This window comes from Psychrobacter sp. UBA3962 (genome assembly GCF_002385225.1).
GTDB lineage: Bacteria > Pseudomonadota > Gammaproteobacteria > Pseudomonadales > Moraxellaceae > Psychrobacter.
This window is the reverse complement of the sequence record NZ_DGDC01000003.1, coordinates 191,861-211,235: the sequence shown is the minus strand read 5'-3', so window position 1 is coordinate 211,235 and position 19,375 is coordinate 191,861. Positions and strand designations below refer to the sequence as shown.

The 19,375-nt window shown below is 42.1% G+C and carries 12 protein-coding genes; 7 read left to right on the top strand and 5 right to left on the bottom strand.

Annotated elements, in window-relative coordinates:
• Positions 1–192 precede the first annotated feature (192 nt).
• Positions 193–3,603, bottom strand: a complete 3,411-nt coding sequence (locus tag B3S92_RS01300; RefSeq protein WP_296202017.1) for an autotransporter assembly complex protein TamA — start codon at positions 3,601–3,603, stop codon at positions 193–195.
• 267 nt (positions 3,604–3,870) lie between these two features.
• On the opposite strand from B3S92_RS01300, the gene B3S92_RS01295 reads away from it, so the two are divergent.
• Entirely contained in the window at positions 3,871–5,193 is a 1,323-nt protein-coding gene (locus B3S92_RS01295; protein ID WP_296202015.1) for an MFS transporter, read from the top strand.
• A gap of 198 nt (positions 5,194–5,391) precedes the next feature.
• Here B3S92_RS01295 and B3S92_RS01290 read toward each other — a convergent pair whose 3' ends face one another.
• Positions 5,392–5,580 carry a hypothetical protein gene (locus B3S92_RS01290; protein ID WP_077451043.1) on the bottom strand — a complete coding sequence of 63 codons (189 nt, stop codon included), beginning with the start codon at positions 5,578–5,580 and terminating at the stop codon, positions 5,392–5,394.
• A 308-nt stretch (positions 5,581–5,888) separates the two neighbouring features.
• Between B3S92_RS01290 and B3S92_RS01285 the strand changes: the two genes are divergently transcribed.
• From B3S92_RS01285 to B3S92_RS01265, 5 genes are all read left to right on the top strand, one after another.
• The gene (locus B3S92_RS01285) at positions 5,889–7,640 is read left to right on the top strand and encodes a DUF389 domain-containing protein (RefSeq protein ID WP_296202013.1); all 1,752 of its coding nucleotides are present in this window, start codon (positions 5,889–5,891) and stop codon (positions 7,638–7,640) included.
• Positions 7,641–7,893: 253 nt separating this feature from the next.
• The gene (gene alaS / locus B3S92_RS01280) at positions 7,894–10,614 is read left to right on the top strand and encodes an alanine--tRNA ligase (protein WP_414706969.1); all 2,721 of its coding nucleotides are present in this window, start codon (positions 7,894–7,896) and stop codon (positions 10,612–10,614) included.
• Between the two features lie 450 nt (positions 10,615–11,064).
• Complete coding sequence (locus B3S92_RS01275) at positions 11,065–12,348, top strand: aspartate kinase (protein ID WP_296202011.1); 1,284 nt, start codon at positions 11,065–11,067, stop codon at positions 12,346–12,348.
• Between the two features lie 518 nt (positions 12,349–12,866).
• Positions 12,867–13,112, top strand: coding sequence for a carbon storage regulator CsrA (csrA, locus tag B3S92_RS01270; RefSeq protein ID WP_028858219.1), 246 nt, complete (start codon positions 12,867–12,869; stop codon positions 13,110–13,112).
• Between the two features lie 114 nt (positions 13,113–13,226).
• Positions 13,227–13,601, top strand: coding sequence for a HopJ type III effector protein (locus B3S92_RS01265; RefSeq protein WP_296202010.1), 375 nt, complete (start codon positions 13,227–13,229; stop codon positions 13,599–13,601).
• Between the two features lie 96 nt (positions 13,602–13,697).
• Here B3S92_RS01265 and B3S92_RS01260 read toward each other — a convergent pair whose 3' ends face one another.
• Together B3S92_RS01260 and B3S92_RS01255 are read right to left on the bottom strand one after the other, a co-directional pair.
• A complete protein-coding gene (locus B3S92_RS01260) occupies positions 13,698–14,003 on the bottom strand; it encodes a YeaC family protein (protein WP_296202009.1) in 306 nt (101 codons plus the stop codon).
• A gap of 52 nt (positions 14,004–14,055) precedes the next feature.
• Positions 14,056–15,075: an NAD(+) kinase gene (locus B3S92_RS01255; RefSeq protein ID WP_414706968.1), complete on the bottom strand. Its 1,020-nt coding sequence runs from the start codon at positions 15,073–15,075 to the stop codon at positions 14,056–14,058.
• Between the two features lie 427 nt (positions 15,076–15,502).
• Here B3S92_RS01255 and B3S92_RS01250 point away from each other — a divergent pair, with 427 nt between their 5' ends.
• Complete coding sequence (locus B3S92_RS01250) at positions 15,503–16,225, top strand: Bax inhibitor-1/YccA family protein (protein ID WP_296202007.1); 723 nt, start codon at positions 15,503–15,505, stop codon at positions 16,223–16,225.
• 121 nt (positions 16,226–16,346) lie between these two features.
• Here the strand turns inward: B3S92_RS01250 and B3S92_RS01245 are convergent, their stop codons facing one another.
• Positions 16,347–19,280: a heavy metal translocating P-type ATPase gene (locus tag B3S92_RS01245; protein WP_414706967.1), complete on the bottom strand. Its 2,934-nt coding sequence runs from the start codon at positions 19,278–19,280 to the stop codon at positions 16,347–16,349.
• Positions 19,281–19,375: the final 95 nt, after the last annotated feature.

Below are 19,375 nucleotides of genomic sequence, written 5' to 3'. Positions count from 1 at the left end.
CTAATCGCTAGTTGAAAATGTCTATTTTACTAGCGATTAACTCCTATTAAAGTTAATAACAACTTCACATATTTAAGATTAGAATGGCCTGTTTTCACAAGAGAATCGAAGTCAAGTCATAGTAAATGATATTCAATATAACGGCAACATCACAAGCCGCTTTTATTTCCCTCAGTCATTTAGATCAGGGTGTTACTGAAGGGGTGACCCAATAAAGAAGTGCAGGCGCACAGGAATGCTGTCTTCTAGAACCCCTGCTGCTAAGTCAACTCGGACCATGCCCACTGGTGAAGCCCAACGTACCCCAAAGCCCAAACCTAGCTTGGTGTCAGCTTCAAAGTTAGTATCATAAGCATTCCCCACATCGGCAAATACTGCCCCTCTTAAGCCCGGCTTAAATTCATAGTTGTATTCAGTGCTACCGACGGCCAACACTTGACCCCCGACCAAATACCCTTTTTCGGTGGCAGACAAACTATTGTAATCATAACCGCGAATACTGCGATCGCCCCCAGCGAAGAAGCGAAGCTTATAAGGTACATCTTCAAAATCTTTGGCCCAAATATATCCGCCATCTAGGCTGGCTACCACTTGGTGTTTATTTTGTTCCCCAAAGCTATATACCCCGCTCACACCCGCTCTAGCAATGGCCATGTCTGTGTCAGATAACACACTGTCAGTACCCGCTTCAACTGAGTAGTATTGATGCCAACCTTTGGTCGGATTGGTAACATTGTCAGTAACCGTTTTGTCTATCTGATAACCCAGCAAGAAGGCTTCTTGATTAAACTGCGCCCCTTCTCGGTTAAAAGGAACCGGTAAGTTTTCACGATCAGGGCCGGTCACACCACTTTCTAATTGATCTTGACGATAGCGTACCGAATAAGTTCTATTCCAGCCCCCTTCATTACGGATATTGCGGGTCACACCACCTTTGATGGTGTTGGTTTCTAAATCCAAGGTACCCTCACCTTGGTTAATGGTTTCTTGCTCATAACTAATATTGGCATTAAGCGTGTCATCTAACGGATGCTTCCAAGGGCGGCTGGCATGAAGGTTCACTGATTTGTTAATCTTCGAGGCCCCAACACTAATACCTGCTTGATAGCCATCACGATTAATCAAATTGTGTTCCATACGCGCTACAGCTCGCACCCCAGTATCTGTACCATAACCAATACCTAAATCTACATCTCTAGGCCTATCTGCGGTAACAAAAACATAAAGAGGGACTGACTTACTTTCAGCCACCTCTTGTGGGGTTTTACGATTTGCCAATACGGTCTTACTCAAATCATCAGGCAAAGCGCTGGTATCGGAATAAGGGTCTCTTTCATCCGGGAAAACTTGCTTTACTACATCACTAACCGCATTGGATATTTTACCCAACAAGCTTTTTGCTTTCTCTTCAGATTCATCTAAAACCCTATCATCCGGCAATCTCGATAACCGCTCAGCTTTTGTAGTGATATTCTCAAGCTTGGCCGAAGTCTCTTGATCCACTGTGTATTCAATGGGAGCAAACTCATCCTCCCAAGCAGGGTTAGTCATGGCTTTAGTATCTAAAGGCTTGCCATTTTCATCAAACTGTATGGCATCTGAGTTCTGGCCATTGGCTTGTCCATTTAATTGAGCTTCATCACCGTTTGTTAGGATATCTTCCTCATCATCGTTTTCAAAACCCAAAGTGGCCCCAGTGGTATTGGGTCTAATGGTCTCAACGTTTACTGAGTTAAAGTAGCGCGTGGCAGATAAGTCGTTAGTAAATCTTGTAACATCAGGGGCATAAAAGTCATCACCCACCTCAAACCTATGTAATTGATGCAGCAGCTCTGCTTTAACAGGCAGTTTGTCAGGATCTGTAGTGAGCTGACCGGTCTCTTTGTCCACAGTGAAGAATACTACTTTGTCAAAATGATAACGCTCCCCAGTATCGTAGACCAAATCCACGTCTGCAGTGTTATCGGGTAAGATAATATCGACTGATTTATTCAGCCACTGTCCATCAAAGAAACCAAACTGATCTCTTGTGGTTTCAATTCTTTGTTTGGTTTGTTTATATTCGCCGTGGTTAAAAATCTCACCTTCTTTAAGCGGTGAGTCTTCTTGAATCGCTTTAAACTCTGGCAGATCTTCGCCTCCGCCCCGTATATCAATAATGGGGGACGTATTGATTCTTACAGGATCACCCAGACGTTCAATGATTACCGCTATCTCATCGGAGTCAACCCGCTTAAAGCTTAGCTTAATGTCATAGTAGCCCACGGCTTGAGCTGCATTTAAAGCTTCTTGATGTAGCTTTGGCGTAACTGCTGTGAAATCTGAGATAGACTCAACGGTAATGTTTTCCATCGCCGCTTTAATATTAGTGGCTGGCTGAGTACCTTTATCGACTTTAACCAGTTTTGGCTCAGACCCTGCTGTGGCGGGTGATTGTTGTAAATAAATTTTGGCCTTAATTCTTGGTAATGCGGCATAACCATCATTAAAAAAACGGTTATAAAGACCTTTGATGAAGCCAGGCTTGGCTTTAGAGTCATCCTCGTCTTGATACTGCTCCTCAATAACCGTAGCTGTTAAATCATTATTAGGGTCCTCTTGATACTCTGGTAAATAATCGTCTGGATTAATACCTGAGTCTGCAGCACCGTTTTGTTGTGCCTCAGCCACCACGTTATCAGTGATTTCTGTATCAGTGTTTTTAACTTTATTATCAACCTTACCGATAGCGGTGTTTTTAACCGCTTGATGCGCAGCATTCTCCGCCGACTTTGCCTGTTCGCTATCAGGATTAACCGTAACGTCCTTTGCCTCATATACTGGCTTGGTACCCTCTAATTGCTCCTCAGTAACTCCCTCATCAATAATACCTAAAGTCTCTTTATTAGAGGGGTTAATCTGAGCCGAAGCATCTAAGGCAGTATCAAAGCCTAAAGGAGGCTCTGTGGCGTCTAAGCGAGCCACGGGTTTATTAAAATCGCGAGAAACTTGGGGGGTAATTTGCGATAAGGCCTGTTCAATCTGCTGTGGAGATTGCATAACTGGTGCATTGGCCAAGCGGTTACCGGCATCTTCATTGGTGTGTAAGCGTCTGTCAGAAAAGACCCTATCAAAGATAGCCTCACTGCTCTCATTCGCTTCACGGTTGGGGGTCTCTTGGCTACTAGCTACCCTGTCAACTTGACTCTGCGCTCCAGGTCGGGGCACAGGAGAGTTAAGCGTTTCGCGCTGATAATCTTCAAGCACACTGGGATCAATCATCCCTTGCTCAACTGCTCTTTTTAGTTTAAGTGCAATAAGCGCTTCTTCTAATTCATCTTGCGACTGTATTTGAGATCTGCCTAGGTTGGGATCGTACGACTGACTGTCCTTAGTCAACCCTTCAGGCTTAGTCGGCTCAATAGCATGGGCTGCTGTTGCCATAAAAGCTTGAGCCATCAAACATACTGATAATCCACACGCAAGTTTAGAGGGACGAAAAGGCAACTTTCGACCTCCGCAGCGACTGTCAAAGAAATGACCCTGAGAAAACTGAGTATCAGTTGACTGCTTAGTCAACAACAAAGAAGCGTCTAAATTCGGCATTGCTGCTCTCTTATCCATATTAACTTGCTATAAGTAGTTCTATTAGCGAAAGATTAACGTTTAAGTTGTCTCTCTGCAAATGCGATTTTAACCAACCAAAAAAACAAATTTAATTTAGTTGTGATAAATTGTGGCTATTATACTTGCTGACTCAGCATATTTTAGAAGGCTTATTTTAAAATACTTAGCCAAGTTTGGCGTTAAATCAAACTTTGCTACGTTTAATCGAGCTGTAAAAAACCATAACAATTAAATGGCATTAACATTATATTAGGAAGCCGGTTTATGGCATCACAATTCACACTGTTCCGTAGTCGTCGTTTCACCCCGATGTTCTTTACTCAATTCTTGGGGGCTTTTAACGACAACTTTTTTAAACAAGCTTTATTGCTACTACTGACCTATAGTGCCGCTGCAAAACTAGGGTCATCAGTTAGTTTACTGAATAACTTAGCGGCCATGTTATTTATTTTACCTTTTTTCCTATTTTCAGCCTTGGCCGGTCAGCTGGCTGATAAATATGAAAAATCCAAGCTGACGGTTTATATTAAAGTCTTAGAGATCGTCATCATGGTATTGGCTGCATTTGGCCTTATATTCGAAATATACTGGTTATTATTTGTGGCTTTGTTCTTGTTAGGCGCCCAGTCTACTTTTTTTGGTCCTATCAAATACGCCTATCTACCCCAAGCGATGCATAAAGATGAATTAGTCGGTGCCAACGCGCTTTTCCAAACAGGCACCTCTTTGTCTATTCTACTGGGTATGATAGTAGCTGGTGTGTTTACCCAGTTAGACAACCACTTGTATTGGGTCAGTGCCATGGCGCTTCTCATTGCAGGGTTAGGCTTACTTTCTAGTAAGTTCGTTCCCCACACGCCAGCCGTTGAACCGGATATGAAAATCAACTGGAATATCTTTAGCACCAGTATGGATACCATTAAGTATCTATACTCCTTACCTCTACTATTCTTTATCATCCTTGGTAACAGTTGGTTTTGGTTCTATGGCGCCACTTTTTTAACTCAGACTCCCGAGTTTAGTAAAGTTATATTAAATGGTAATGAATCGGTAGTTATCTTTTTACTAACTCTATTCTCTGTCGGTGTCTCAGCAGGCTCTTTAATTTGTAAAACTTTAACCAAAAACCAGGTCAGTTTTAAACTACTGCCTTTTGGTATTGCTGGGCTAAGTATTTTTGCCATTGATTTATATTTCTCACTTTCTGCTCTAAATATTAACTCAAGTGCCCTGCTAGGCATTAGTGAGCTGTCCCAGATAAGTGGCAGCTGGCGTGTTTTTGCGGACCTTTTCTTCTTAGGCTTTAGTGGCGGTCTTTATATTGTGCCTTTATATGCAGCTATGCAGGCTTACTCGCCCATTAGTCATAGGGCACGGGTCATCGGCGCCAATAATATTTTTAACGCCATATTTATGGTGACATCCGCTATCTTTGCCATTGTCATCCTTAACTTACTAAAACTCTCCTTACCTCAGCTGTTTTTGGTAACAGGAGTGCTGAATATAGTGTTTGGCGTATTTTTATATTCTAAACTAAAAAGATATAAAGACACCATGCAGATTCAGCAAGATGCGTTGATTATGTAGCGTTTTGAATATCAAAAAACAAAAAGCCAACTTCATGAAGTTGGCTTTTTTATTTTACGGTCTATTTTATTTTTATTAAATTATCAAACCCTTAAACTGACAGTTTTAAAGACAAGCTATATTCATAACGATGTTAATTTATAAATAGCTCATTTATATACAAAGACAGATACAAAGAAATATAATCGAATCGTCAAATTAGCTAATACGATTGACTTTCTTAGTCACCACCACTGAGATTGGAATAGCCACTAGAGCCCCTACCACAGCAGCACTAATAATATGAGGGATATCATCGAAACCAACCACCAAAGCGACAATCATAAAGACGCCGATAAGAACAGTTGCTGCCATACCCCATATCATACTAAGTAGTTGCCAGTTCATAATTAATTCCTCACTTAAAAAAAAGATTACCAGTTAATAATTAATAACTATAGTTATACACTAAATCCTTAGATTCTTTAAGGGTTTTTACAAAAAATTTTATCACACCGCCAGTCGCCCTATTATAAAGACCATCAGCCGCTTAAGTGATATACTCAAAGAAGCTGCCTTTATAGCAATAAATAAGCCTAATTTGGCTTAATTAGCTTTACTGCAACTTTATTTTATTCATCTTTATTCATCTACAATTAAGCTTTAATCATTATTTTTATTAACTTAGTTTTTATTGGCTTAATACAGGTTAATTCATGCCGCATGCTTCCTACATTCCAGTGCCCTATTTTCAGTTTATTCCTAAGGTTGCAACTTTTGATTTAACCCAGAGCTTATTTACCACCGTCCCCAATAAAAAAATACACCGTCACTGCCCTTTTATTATTATAGATGCAGATTACATTAACGCCCCTTTAATGGATCTGGCTGTGGCCATTTGTGAAGAGGAAAATTCTGAATCCACTTCATCATCAGTAGCAGATGAGCCACAGCAAAACCATAAGGCAGATGAGCAAGCTCTAAAAAAAGAACAACTAGACTACTTAGCCAAACAAGAAGCCAATCCCATTCACGCCAAAGCCTACCAAAATCAAGCAGCTGATTCAGATGGTTCAGAGGTAGTTGATTTACCTCTAGACAATCAAAATAAAGTAAATGCTGATCAACATAATGAGGTTGCAGATAAGACTTCAGAAGCAGAGTCATCAATAAAAGATAGCGCAGACCTTATACCTGATGAGCAGAAACAAGCTGAACCAGAGAAGCAGAGCTTAAATGAAGAACAAAGCTCTTTGGTCGATGAGGCTGAACCTCTTTCCCAGTATGAAGAGCATATAGCCAAAGATAGCGAAGAGGATGGTGAGGATAAGGATAAAGATGAAGAGCTTAGCGAAGATGAAAAACAAAAAATTAAAAAAGAGTCGCAGCTGGAATCTTATAAGCAATTTTTGGCTGAACAAAAAAGCAAAGTAAAAATTGATTACCCTGGTGTTCGGGTAGATATTGAAGCCAATGCCCTGCCCAGTCGCATGTATTTTATTATGAATGCGTTATCAGCAATCATTGCCAGCTATGGCTTGGTTGTCAACTCGGCTGCTGTGGTAATCGGGGCTATGTTGGTCGCAATGATGCTTGGGCCTATTAGTGGGGCAGCACTGGCTATTATTGACTATCGTATCCCTTTTTTACGCAAGTCATTACTGACAGTGCTTGCTGGGGCGACAATGGTGGTGGCCATCGGCTTTATCGTGGGCTGGATGCACCAAGACTCGCCGCTTACCAATGAGATCTTATCTCGTACCCAACCTACCTCTATGGATTTAATGATTGCATTGGCAGGCGGAACTGCTGGTGCCTACGCCATGATCTCCCCTCAACTCTCTGTTGCAGTGGTCGGAGTCGCGGTAGCCACAGCCTTGGTTCCCCCTTTAGCTGCTAGTGGGATACTGTTTGCTCATGGTGAGAGTTCATTGGGATTTGGCGCCTTATTGTTAGCGCTAACCAACATTATTGCCATTCAGTTTACCAATGCGTTGGTTCTGTGGTCGGCCGGTTTTCGGCGTTTGGTTGAAGATGACTATAAAAGCAGCCCCATAGTCGCTTTTTTTCGTCGCAACGCTGTCCCGCTGATGTTGCTAGTAGGTATTGGCGCTTATTTAACCTATAACTTTAATACCATTACTAAGAAGCAAAAGTTTGAAAACGAGGTGAAGGAAAGTCTTAACGACTATTTCATCGATAAAGGTAACGCGTTAACCACCACTCAATTTGTGCCAAGAGAAGACTATCAAACCGTCAGAGCCGTGATACGTGGAGAGACGCGACCCTCTTCTGACGAGGCTAGGTATCTAGAACAACAAATCAATAAAACCATTGAGCAAGAGTACCCCAAATATCAGCCAGTACGCCTACAACTAAGATATATACCCGTCATTGTTATTGAATCAAGCCCGTATCATAAAGATGAAATTGACAAGACCGATGCTGCCATCTTAGCCAATGAATAATAGGCTTACCAATAACCTATGAATAACAACGGTTAATTGCATTAAAGTTACGTCCCATAGTGACACTATATGAAGTGAATAGTCATGTTTTCGCTATAAATATGCTAAACTTTGACCCAATTATTTATAGCTGCACATTTACAATAAATTCGTAGCATGTTTGACGGCTATAAAATCTGATTTTTATTGCAACCTATTTTATTTTCATCATTAATAAACCTTTAGCTTATCAGCCATTCTTTAAGGAGTTCATGTGACTCAGTCTGCGCCCACATCATCAAATTCAGTATCCCCTGCTTCAAGCAAATTCTTAAGCACAGCCGAGCTGCGTAAATCTTTTATCGATTTCTTCGTGAGTAAAGAGCACACTCATGTCCCTTCATCAAGCTTAGTGCCTTATAACGATCCCACTTTATTGTTCACTAACGCGGGTATGAACCAGTTTAAAGACTGCTTTTTAGGTATAGATAAGCGAGATTACAGTCGCGCCGTTACTTCGCAAAAATGTGTGCGTGCTGGGGGTAAACACAACGATTTAGATAATGTGGGCTATACCGCTCGCCACCATACTTTCTTTGAAATGTTAGGTAACTTCTCTTTTGGTGATTATTTCAAAAAATCTGCCATTGCATATGCTTGGGAGTTTTTAACCTCAGCAGAATGGTTGGCTTTAGATGCTGATCGTCTGTATGTCACCATCTACGAGACCGATGATGAAGCTTTTGATATCTGGCACAAAGACATTGGCCTGCCAGCTGATCGCATTATTCGTATTGGGGACAACAAAGGCGCTCCTTACGCTTCAGATAACTTCTGGGCTATGGGCGATACAGGTCCTTGTGGACCTTGTTCGGAGGTCTTCTATGATCATGGTGCGCACGTAGAAGGAGGTCTGCCAGGGACACCAGAAGAAGATGGCGACCGCTATATTGAAGTTTGGAACTGTGTTTTCATGCAGTTCAACCGTCAGCCTGATGGCACCATGGAGCCTTTACCTGCACCAAGCGTAGATACCGGTATGGGGCTTGAGCGTATCAGTGCTATCTTGCAAGGCGTACACAGTAACTATGAAATCGACCTATTCGTTAATTTAATCAATAGTGCTGCGGACTTGCTTGGCATTAAAAATGAAGACCAAGCTTCATTAAAAGTAATTGCTGATCACATCCGTGCGGTAAGCTTCCTAATTGCCGATGGTGTATTGCCAAGTAATGAAGGCCGTGGCTATGTGCTGCGCCGTATCATTCGCCGTGCAGTAAGACATGGTAATAAATTAGGGGCTGAAGACAGCTTCTTCTATAAGATGGTAGCACCGTTAGTAGCCGAGATGGGCGAAGCTTATCCTCAATTGGTTGAAAAACAAGCTTTCATTGAATCAGCTATCGAAAAAGAAGAAGTTCAGTTTGCCAAAACCCTAGCTCAAGGGTTACGTCTATTAGACAGCGAATTAAGCAGCTTAAAATCGGGCGATGTATTGTCTGGAGAAGCTGCGTTCAAACTATACGATACCTATGGCTTCCCAGTAGATTTAACCGCTGATATTACCCGTGAGCGTGGCATCAGTATTGATGAAGCAGGTTTTGATGAGCAAATGAACATTCAGCGTCAACGCGCGCGTGATGCGGGTAAATTTGACGTCGATTACTCAGCTGCCATCAAAGTTGAAACCCCAACTGAATTCGTCGGTTATGAGAAGCTAGATGAGACTCAAGTTAATATCATTGGCTTATATCAAGATGGTAAGGAAGTTGACGAGCTAAGCGAAGGTGACGAAGGTGTTATCGTATTAGACCGCACTCCCTTTTATGCTGAAGGCGGTGGTCAAGTAGGTGAGATGGGCGAAATCCGTACCAGTTCAGGTGTTTTTAATGTAGAAGACACTAAGAAATCGGGTCAAGCCATTATCCATCATGGTGTGGTCAATATGGGCAGCTTAAATACCAAACAAACTGCTGAAGCCCAAGTTGTTTCTGCCATTCGCTCAGCCAGTGCCAGAAACCACTCGGCCACTCACTTATTACATGCCGCTTTACGCAAAGTACTGGGGGATAAAGTCTCGCAAAAGGGCTCGTTGGTTAGCAGCGAAGTTCTGCGTTTTGACTTCTCTTACGACAATGCAGTGTCAGCAAAAGATTTGGCTACTATCGAACGCTTAGTGAATGAGCAAATCCAAGCCAACGTTGAAACACAAATTGAGCACATGAAAATCGATGAAGCTATGGCCAAAGGCGCAGCGGCTTTATTTGGTGAAAAATACGGAGAAACCGTTCGCGTATTGACCATGGGTACCAGCGAAATTGAAGATGGCATTGAAAAGCCCTTCTCTATCGAGCTTTGTGGTGGCCTACACGTGAAACGCACTGGGGACATTGGTCTATTTAAAATCACTTCAGAGTCAGGTATTGCTGCAGGTGTTCGCCGTATTGAAGCTTTAACCGGTATGGGCGCGCTACGTTATGTACAGCAAGCCGATAGCCAATTGACTACCCTAGCCAATCAGCTAAAAGCAAAACGACCAGAAGTGGCTGACCGAGTACAAACCATGGCGGACAAACAGCGTGAACTGGAAAAAGAAATTGAGCGCCTGAATCAAAAAATCGCCAGTGCTCAAGCTGCTACTTTAGTAGATCAAGTACAAACCATTGCCGATAAAAAAGTGCTAATCGCTCAAGTGGACGGTATTGACGGCAAAGCGATGCGCGGATTGATCGACGATATGAAGTCCAAACTTCAAGACACCATCATTGTGTTGGTGGGTGAAAAAGGTGATCAACTGGCCTTAGCTGCTTCGGTAAGTAAATCTTTAACTGCTGATATTAAAGCTGGTGATATCATTCGTCACTTGGCGACTGAGCTTGGTGGAAAAGGTGGTGGTAAGCCTGATTATGCTCAAGGCGGCGCTCCTAATAGTGATAAGCTGGCCTCTGTTATGGCCCAGTTGCCCACTTGGTTAGCAGACCAACTAAGCCAATAACCTAACATTTTATAGTCTCTATTTATATTTTTATTATCTTCTTGGGTCAGCTCGTATGGCTGACCCAATTGACACATTAAATTGAATAAATATTGAATATTGCAATAAGTTTAGTTACCCATAACTATTTACCATCATTAATTTTCCGGCTTTCTTTGATGGTAACGCTCTGTTGTGATATAAAGTACGTTTGTCTGAATAGTTTTTTTGACGATTAAAACAGATTCATTTAAGCAAATGGTTAGATGTCTCTATCAGGGTTATCAATCTCATTACACGTACAGACAAATTCAAATAAACCAAGGGATTACCGTTTTTTATTATTATTTTCTCTTACTACTTATGCCGTAGTGACTGTATATCAACAGCGTTGCTCATCTAAGGCATAAGTTTGGGCGATAGTAGTAGAGATAATGGTGAAAACCAAACTTTCAATTCAAAGGGTTTCACATGGCATTGATTGTACAAAAATATGGTGGTACGTCGATGGGCAGTATCGACCGTATCAAAAATGTTGCAAAGCGAATTAAGCGCTGGCATGACCATGGACATCAAGTAATCGTTGTCGTATCAGCCATGAGCGGTGAGACTAACCGATTAATCGACCTTGCCAATCAAATCAGCAGCACTCCAGATCCTCGTGAATACGACCAAATGGTCTCTACGGGTGAGCAAGTTTCTATCTCCTTGTTATCTATGGCTATCAAAGAGCTTGGTATTGGCGCCCGCTCTTTTACCGGTGGTCAAGTCGCCATTCGTACTGATAACAAACACAATAAAGCCCGTATCGAAGCCATTGATGCTGAGAAAATTCAGGCACAGCTTGATGCAGGTAATGTGGTAGTGGTTGCAGGCTTCCAGGGTGTTGATGCTGAGGGCAATATCACCACTTTAGGCCGTGGCGGTTCAGATACTACAGGGGTAGCCCTTGCTGCTGCTTTAGGCGCTGATGAATGTCAAATTTACACGGATGTTGACGGGGTCTATACCACCGACCCACGTGTTACCGCCAAAGCACGTAAGCTTGATAAAATCACTTTTGAAGAAATGCTAGAAATGGCCAGCTTAGGCTCGAAAGTATTACAAATTCGTGCTGTTGAGTTCGCTGGTAAATACCAAGTACCTTTAAGAGTTCTGTCTAGTTTTGATGAAGGTCAAGACGGCAGCTTTGATGAAGAATTCCGCCAAAATGTTGGCACACTGATTACAGTAGACGAAGGAGACGACATGGAACAGCCGGTCATTTCAGGTATCGCATTTAACAGAGACGAAGCAAAGATTGTGGTACGTGGTGTGCCTGATCATCCTGGCGTTGCCTCTTCAATTTTGACCCCTATTAGCGATGCTAATATCGAAATTGATATGATTTTACAAAACCTATCAGATCAAGGTTTAACTGACTTCAGCTTTACTGTGAATCGTCCTGACTTTGATAAAGCAGTAAAAATCTTAGAAAACATTAAACAAGATATCGATGCCAAAGAAATTCATGGCAATACAGATGTGGTTAAAGTATCTTTAGTAGGTGTGGGTATGCGCTCACATGCTGGCGTGGCGAGCAAAATGTTCCAAGTATTGGCTGAGAACAACATCAACATCCAAATGATTTCTACCAGTGAAATCAAAATCTCTGTTTTGATCAAAGAACAACACTTAGAAAAAGCAGTTAAGTCTCTACATACAGCATTCGGTTTAGACCGCGCTGATGGTGAAAGTAAAGTTGCTGGACTATAACCTTTACTCCCTGGCTAGCTAAATAGCAAGACAGGTAATAAGGTTTATAACAGGTAATTTAATTTCACATTAATTAGCTGGAATTTTATTGACGGAATTTGCTATGTTAAAAGAGTCTTCGGGCTCTTTTAATTTATATAGGGCTTAAAAAGCGGACTGTATGTTAAAAATAGTGAATATTAATGACAGTACCGCTATAAAGTCTTATAATGTTCTGTTCGAATATGGTCTATGCTGGTGTAATTAAAAGGATATCTGATCCTTAGGGCAAATATATCAGCAATAGCAATGCTATTTTGAACACTTTATATTCCCTTGAAAAGTTGATTGTTGGTTAGCTATATTTTAGGCATTCCATTATTTAATTGGATACTCTTAAATTTAGTGAATAACTTCAAAATAGCGTTGGACAATCAAAGTCGCCTTTCTTAAAGGGCAAACTTAATGGGCAGCGTTATGACTATTTCATCATTTGGCATTTGCCAATTTTTTCAATTGCGACATAAGGAGTGTGACGCATGTTAATTTTAACTCGCCGTGTTGGTGAAACTTTAATGGTTGGTGACGAGGTAAGTGTCACTGTTTTGGGTGTGAAAGGCAATCAAGTTCGTATTGGCGTAAATGCACCAAAAGATATTGCCGTGCATCGTGAAGAGATTTATCAACGTATTCAGCATGAACGGGCAATGCAGTCTCAAATGCAGCATTTAGAGCAAAGCAACTTCCCTACCTCATTTGACGATGACGACTTTTTTAATAGATAACTAATCATTTTTAACGTATTGTTCTAAGAAGGCATCCGTTTTATGAGGATGCCTTTGACAATATAATAAATATTAGTAGCTAATAATCAGTTCTGATTTAATAATGAGGCCATTATGAGTATCCGACATTCTGACGTATCTGCACTACTAAACGGACTAGATAAAAAAGCCATCGGCTTTAATGATGTCATTAATTTTATCGACGATTTTTATCGTTATACCCCTGTTAAATTTAGCAATGGCGATAGCGTTAATGACCCTGGTGTCAATGAAGGCAGTGCTAAGATTTTTGGTTTTGCCAAACATCATGGCTTAAATAAAGTGGATACCCTAAAGTTGTTTGGTGAGCATTACCAGTCGGTACTGGCCACTCCAAATGGTACGGATCACGCTAATATCCGTAACTTTCTACATTGGGGTTGGAATGCCTTTTTAATGGAAAAAAACCCATTAACCCCTCGTCCAGAGGTTGATGTAAAAAATCTCTAGTTGCCTTATTATCTGGCAATAAAAAAAGACTAACCTAGGTTAGTCTTTTTTTTGCTTTGAATTTCTGTTTTATCTATTGAAGATAGCTATGATAACTTAGCGGAACTTGACCGGCTGAATATCCCCTTTAGAATTTGGCATATTGGGATAATGATGCTCATGCTCTACATCACACTCCTCACCCACCACAGTGCCATCTTTTTTCACAGGCTTATGAATGTAGCCCACACGCTCTTGAGGTGGCAGATTTTCGTGCTCCCAAATCATCACTGCTTGCATGCAAGTCTCACGTTGCTCTGGGGTTAGCTTATTGCCATCAGGCCATTTGCCCAACTCAATTGCTGTTCTAAAAGAAGCCACTAATTCAGGAGTCATTGCTGCCAATACATCTTCTTTATTCATGTAATACCTCACATTTAATACCAACAAAGCTAAAGTTTATACTACTTAGTGACTATAAATCCTCTTCACCATCTAAAGCAAACTCTTCAGCATGTACGTTCCAGTTTAGCTTAGTACGACATGCTTCATAAAAATCAAAACCTGGAGGGTGTAATAAAGTTAACTTATCAGGATGCTTACGAATAAATAATCTGTGATGCTGCTCTAGAGCAATACTAGGCTTCCCATCCGCACTTACCATCGGCTGAGTACGATTGTCCTTATGGATTCGAATCATGATCTCACTTTTATCGCTCACCACGATAGGACGACTCGATAAGGTATGCGGATGCATAGGCACTAAGCAAATCGCATCCAAACTAGGGTGAATAATAGGGCCGCCTCCGGACAAGGCATAAGCAGTTGAACCTGTGGGCGTAGCCACAATGAGACCATCGCTGTGTTGACGATAGACATCTAGACCATCAATCTTTAATTGAAAATCTATCATGTGTACTGATTTACCAGCGTGCAATACCACATCGTTTAGGGCCATATCTTGATGGATAATCTCATGATTCTCTTGAATCTCCATCATCAATAAGAATCTTTGATCCAATTGATAATCGCCCATCAGCACTTGCTGTAATTTAACTCCGACCTCATCAGGATTCACATCTGTTAAGAACCCTAATCTACCTCGGTTTACACCCAATACGGGCACCCGGTAGCGAGCTAAAGCTTGGGCAGCATGAAGAATGGATCCATCCCCTCCTACCACAATTACCAAGTCACAAATCTCACCCAGCAAACTACGTTTAACTATCTGTAACTGGTTCAGCTTCTCAAGCTCAAGATCAGGCAAAGTGGCGGTTTCTGAATCCACATAAAGACTCAACCCCATCTCATTAATACGTTGACCAATCTCATGGATGGTAGTGATTACCCCTCTTTTACGAGCACGACCCATCAAGCCTATGCGTCTAAAAGCGGGGTTTTTTATAGAATGAAAATGAGGAGAATCTGATAAGTGTGGGAGCTTATCGGACTGCGCGGAGCTTTCCATAGGCTTAAGCTTCATCAAATAGGTCATTTAATTTTGATAATTTATTAAGTTATTCAAAGTTTAATAGGCTTACTAGCAGTTTGTATCGCTTTAAATAGAGTGGCTAAGCGTACCACATTATCAGATTCACTGCATTAACCTATTGTCCAATTCTCACTAAGAGCTTCGATGAAAAGCCACTTGAGAACCGTTGCACTCAGTACAATAAAAAAAGTCGATATTGAAAACTCGCTCAATCGTAACCATTAACTATTTAAATGTGTTCACATTTTTTCCTGATTTGAGTTAACTTTAGCCTCAAGTAAGATAACTTTACCTCACTTGCAGAAGTACGTTATCATAGCCGATAACTAACCGTAATAAATTGAAGCTAAAATTAAGTTTTAGAAAAAAATCTAGGTAACTTGTGAATAGCTAATATATTCATAACTAAATACTAAAGGAATAAATCAATATGGCAAACCCTATTGTCAGTCGTACAGAACTTGCCGTTGGCGGCAAATCAATGACCGTTAAGGGCGTTGTGCATAAAACCAGCTTCTTATTAGGTCTAAGCGCTGTTGCCGCTTTGGGCTTTTTCTTCTTCATTATCAGTGGTGGCATCAGCGGTGGTATGGCTCAGATGGTCACCTTTGGCAGTATGTTTGCCGCTTTTGGTTTGGCATTGTTTATTACTTTTAAACCTCAAAAAGCCAAATCTTTAGCAGCTCCGTATGCCATCTTAGAAGGCCTGTTTTTAGGCGGCGTGTCGATTATGTTTATGGGCATTGACCCTAGCATTCCCGCTAACGCCCTAGCTGCTACCTTCGTTACCGCTGCAGTAATGTTAGGACTTTATCGCTCTGGCATGATCAAGGTAAATGAAAAATTCCGCTCAATCATGATGTCCGCTATTTTTGCTATCCTGCTAATTTATATTGTGCAGTGGGGCTTCGTTCTATTTGGCTCCTCTCTACCTTTCTTATTCCAAACTGGTGGCCTAGTAGCCATTGGCTTTAGCTTATTTGTTGTGGTAATCGCCTCATTTAGCTTGCTGCTTGATTTCGATAACGTTGAGCGTGCTGTAGCCGCCGGCGTATCAGAAGACTATGAATGGGTATTCGGTATCGGTATCTTAGCCACTCTGGTTTGGATGTACTTCGAATTCATGCGCTTATTAAGCCACTTCCAAGACTAAACGGTCTAAGTTTAAAACTAACTATCTTATCAACTTATCAAAAAAAGGGGTTCCAATTGGAACCCCTTTTTTATGTCTCTATTTAGCTTTATTCATCAACTTTCATCAGTATTGTTTTATTCTAAGCTCTTTTTAGGCGTAAGGCATTTAATACCACAACCAGTGAGCTTAGTGACATACCAATGGCTGCCAACCAAGGGGGCACATAGCCAAAAGCTGCAGGCAGTAGCACCACTGAGTTATAGGTAAGTGCCCAACGTAAGTTTTGTTTAATAATATGCTGTGCTTTATCCGCCACACGCTTCGCATCATATACTGCTGGCACTTTGCCGTTTAAGATGACACTGTCACTTGAGACCTGAGCCAGATCAGCAGCACCGGCAATGGCAGTTGAGATATTTGCGGCGGCCAATACTGGGGCATCGTTAATACCGTCCCCAACCATCATCACCACATGACCTTGCTGTTGTAATTCTTTGATATGGTCGACTTTATCACTTGGTGATAAGCCGAAGTAAACCTTATCAACCCCCAACTCTTTGGCCACAGTTTGGGCATGCTCACTAGGGTCTCCGGTCAAGATTACTGTTTCAATATTCTCAGCTTGCAAGGCAGCGATCATCTCTGCCACCCCTTCTCTAACGCTGTCATTGAAATAGTACAGGGCCATAGGCTCCCAAACTTCACTCGCCGTCTCACCCTCTGCAGCCAGGCGACATCGAGTCAACATTACCGCAGTACTGGCATTATGTTTTTGTAGCTGTATTTGTGGCTTGTCTTTAGCAGCCACTGAGTCTAAATCTGTATGATTTAAGGCAAAGTCAACATGACCCAAACGGTATTTATAACCGCCTCCGATATCACTGACCACAGCCTCAACACCGCCAGCAGTATGATGGACCAGCTCGGTCACAGCCGGCAAATGAAGCTGGTAAGCAGCATCAAGCAACGCACTGGCTATAGGGTGACGACTGCCTACTTCTAAAGCGGCAGCAATGGCCAACAGCTGTTCTTGATCCATACGCGTCGCTGAATTTTGCTCGGCATTCTCTGACTCAACAAGGGACTGAAGTGGCTCAATATATAGCAGATTGGGCTTACCATAGGTCAAGGTACCCGTTTTATCAAAAGCCACATGAGTAACTTCGGCTAAAGTTTGAATGGTATGACCCCGCGTGGTTAAGAAACCATAACTTGCCAGCCTATTGGTTGAAACCGTTAAGGCAATCGGAGTAGCCAGCGATAAAGCACAAGGACAAGTCGCCACTAATACCGCGACAGTGGCCCAAAGCGCCTGAGAGGGATCAACGAAGTACCAAGCAATAAAGACAAACACGGCCAATACCAGAATTCTGGCTACAAACCAACGTGCCCATTTATCCGCTTGCTCAGCCACTTTCGGCTTTTCACTCAGAGCTCGGTTCATCAGCCGATCAATCAGAGCAATCTGGCTGTTCTCGGGTAGTTCAGTTACGATCATCACAAAAGGCTGACTGTCATTCTGCGACCCACCAATGACTCTATCGCCTCTGTGCTTAACTATCAGTAAGCTCTCCCCGGTTAACAGGCTTTGTGATACGGTCGCGATTTCACTACACAATATACCGTCCGCAACCACCTCACTCCCCGCCTCAATCATAATCACGTCGCCGATATTTAGGGTATGAGCGGTTACTGTTTCATATTTTTGTGGTTGTGAGCTTAAGCTTGCGTCATCAGTTACGATACTCTGCTTTTGAGTGGCTTGTCCTTCTACTTGTAGTGCCTCCTGCTGTTCAGACTGCTTGCTACGTTTTGCAGCATGGATCAGTTCACCTAATTGTTCCAGCTTCTGATGCTCAGCATCCGTTAATACCAAAGGATGTTCGGCCGTTTCAATTTTTTGTTCTATCGACTGATTGGGAGTGATATTGGCCTGATCTATCTGCTGTATTAGCGCCGATTCATTGCCCAAGCGTTGTACCAAGGTGGGCTCAACCACCACCAAGTCATTGGCCATATTAGCCGCTTTGAGCCGCGCATTATGCTCGATATAACGCCCTGCCAATAAGAAGAACACAAACATACTGACGGAATCGTAATAGGTCTCACCTGTTCCGGATATGGTGGCATATAAACTGGCAAAGAAGGTCACTATTAAAGCAATACTGACCGGCACATCCATATTCACCTGACGGATTTTTATTGCCGACCAAGCTGAGGTAAAAAATGGCACTGCACAGTAAAAAAAGACAGGAATACTAACGAACAGCGATACCCAGCGTAGAAAATCCCTTTGTTCAACCAACATCCCACTAAAGCTGGTGTAGTTACCAAAATACATGCCAACCGCGAACATCATAGCTTGCATGGCCCCAAGGGCAGCAATGCCTAGACGAATCATCATCTTTTTATTGTTACGCTCTAGCATCGCCTCATGGGTATCTTGACGATACGGCTTGGCGTCATAGCCTATTTGGTTAATAGTGGCCAAAATATCACTAATAGGCAGTTTGTCCTCATCCCAAATCACTCGCATCCGCTGATTGGTTAAGTTCACCTGACATTTATCGACCCCAGGCATTTCATACAACCGGGTTTCAATTAGCCAAGTACAAGCAGCACAGCGTAGGTTATTTACTGAAAGCTCAGCCACCGACTTCCCATCAGCGGCATAGACAAATTGAGCTTGAATGTCCTCATGGTCATAAGCTCTTAAGCGCTCTAGCTCTGTTGGCATGCTTGCCGTGCGGTTGATTTCTGAGCGATCAAGATAATACTGTTCAAGCCCTGCCTCAACAATACTTTCAGCGGCCAATTGACAGCCCATACAGCACATCAATCGATCTTCACCTAGGATATGAGCGGTAAACGGAGGCTCTGGCACAGGCTCAGCACAATGAAAGCAGCACCCATCAGGAGGCAGTATTAAATTATCAATGTCCTCGGCCAAATAGTTAAGGGGCATCTGCTGGCTCAACCCTGTTTCTGGCTTACTGTCAGAATAGGCTGAATTAGTGGAGCTACTGGTACTAGAATGGGTAGGCTGGATAGAACTATTTTTAGGATGGGTCATAACATTATTCACAACAAATTGTCGCAGGAAAGATACTGTCTATTGTATCAGGTCTTAACAACTAAGCACTGTTATCTGAATATAAGCAATTAATA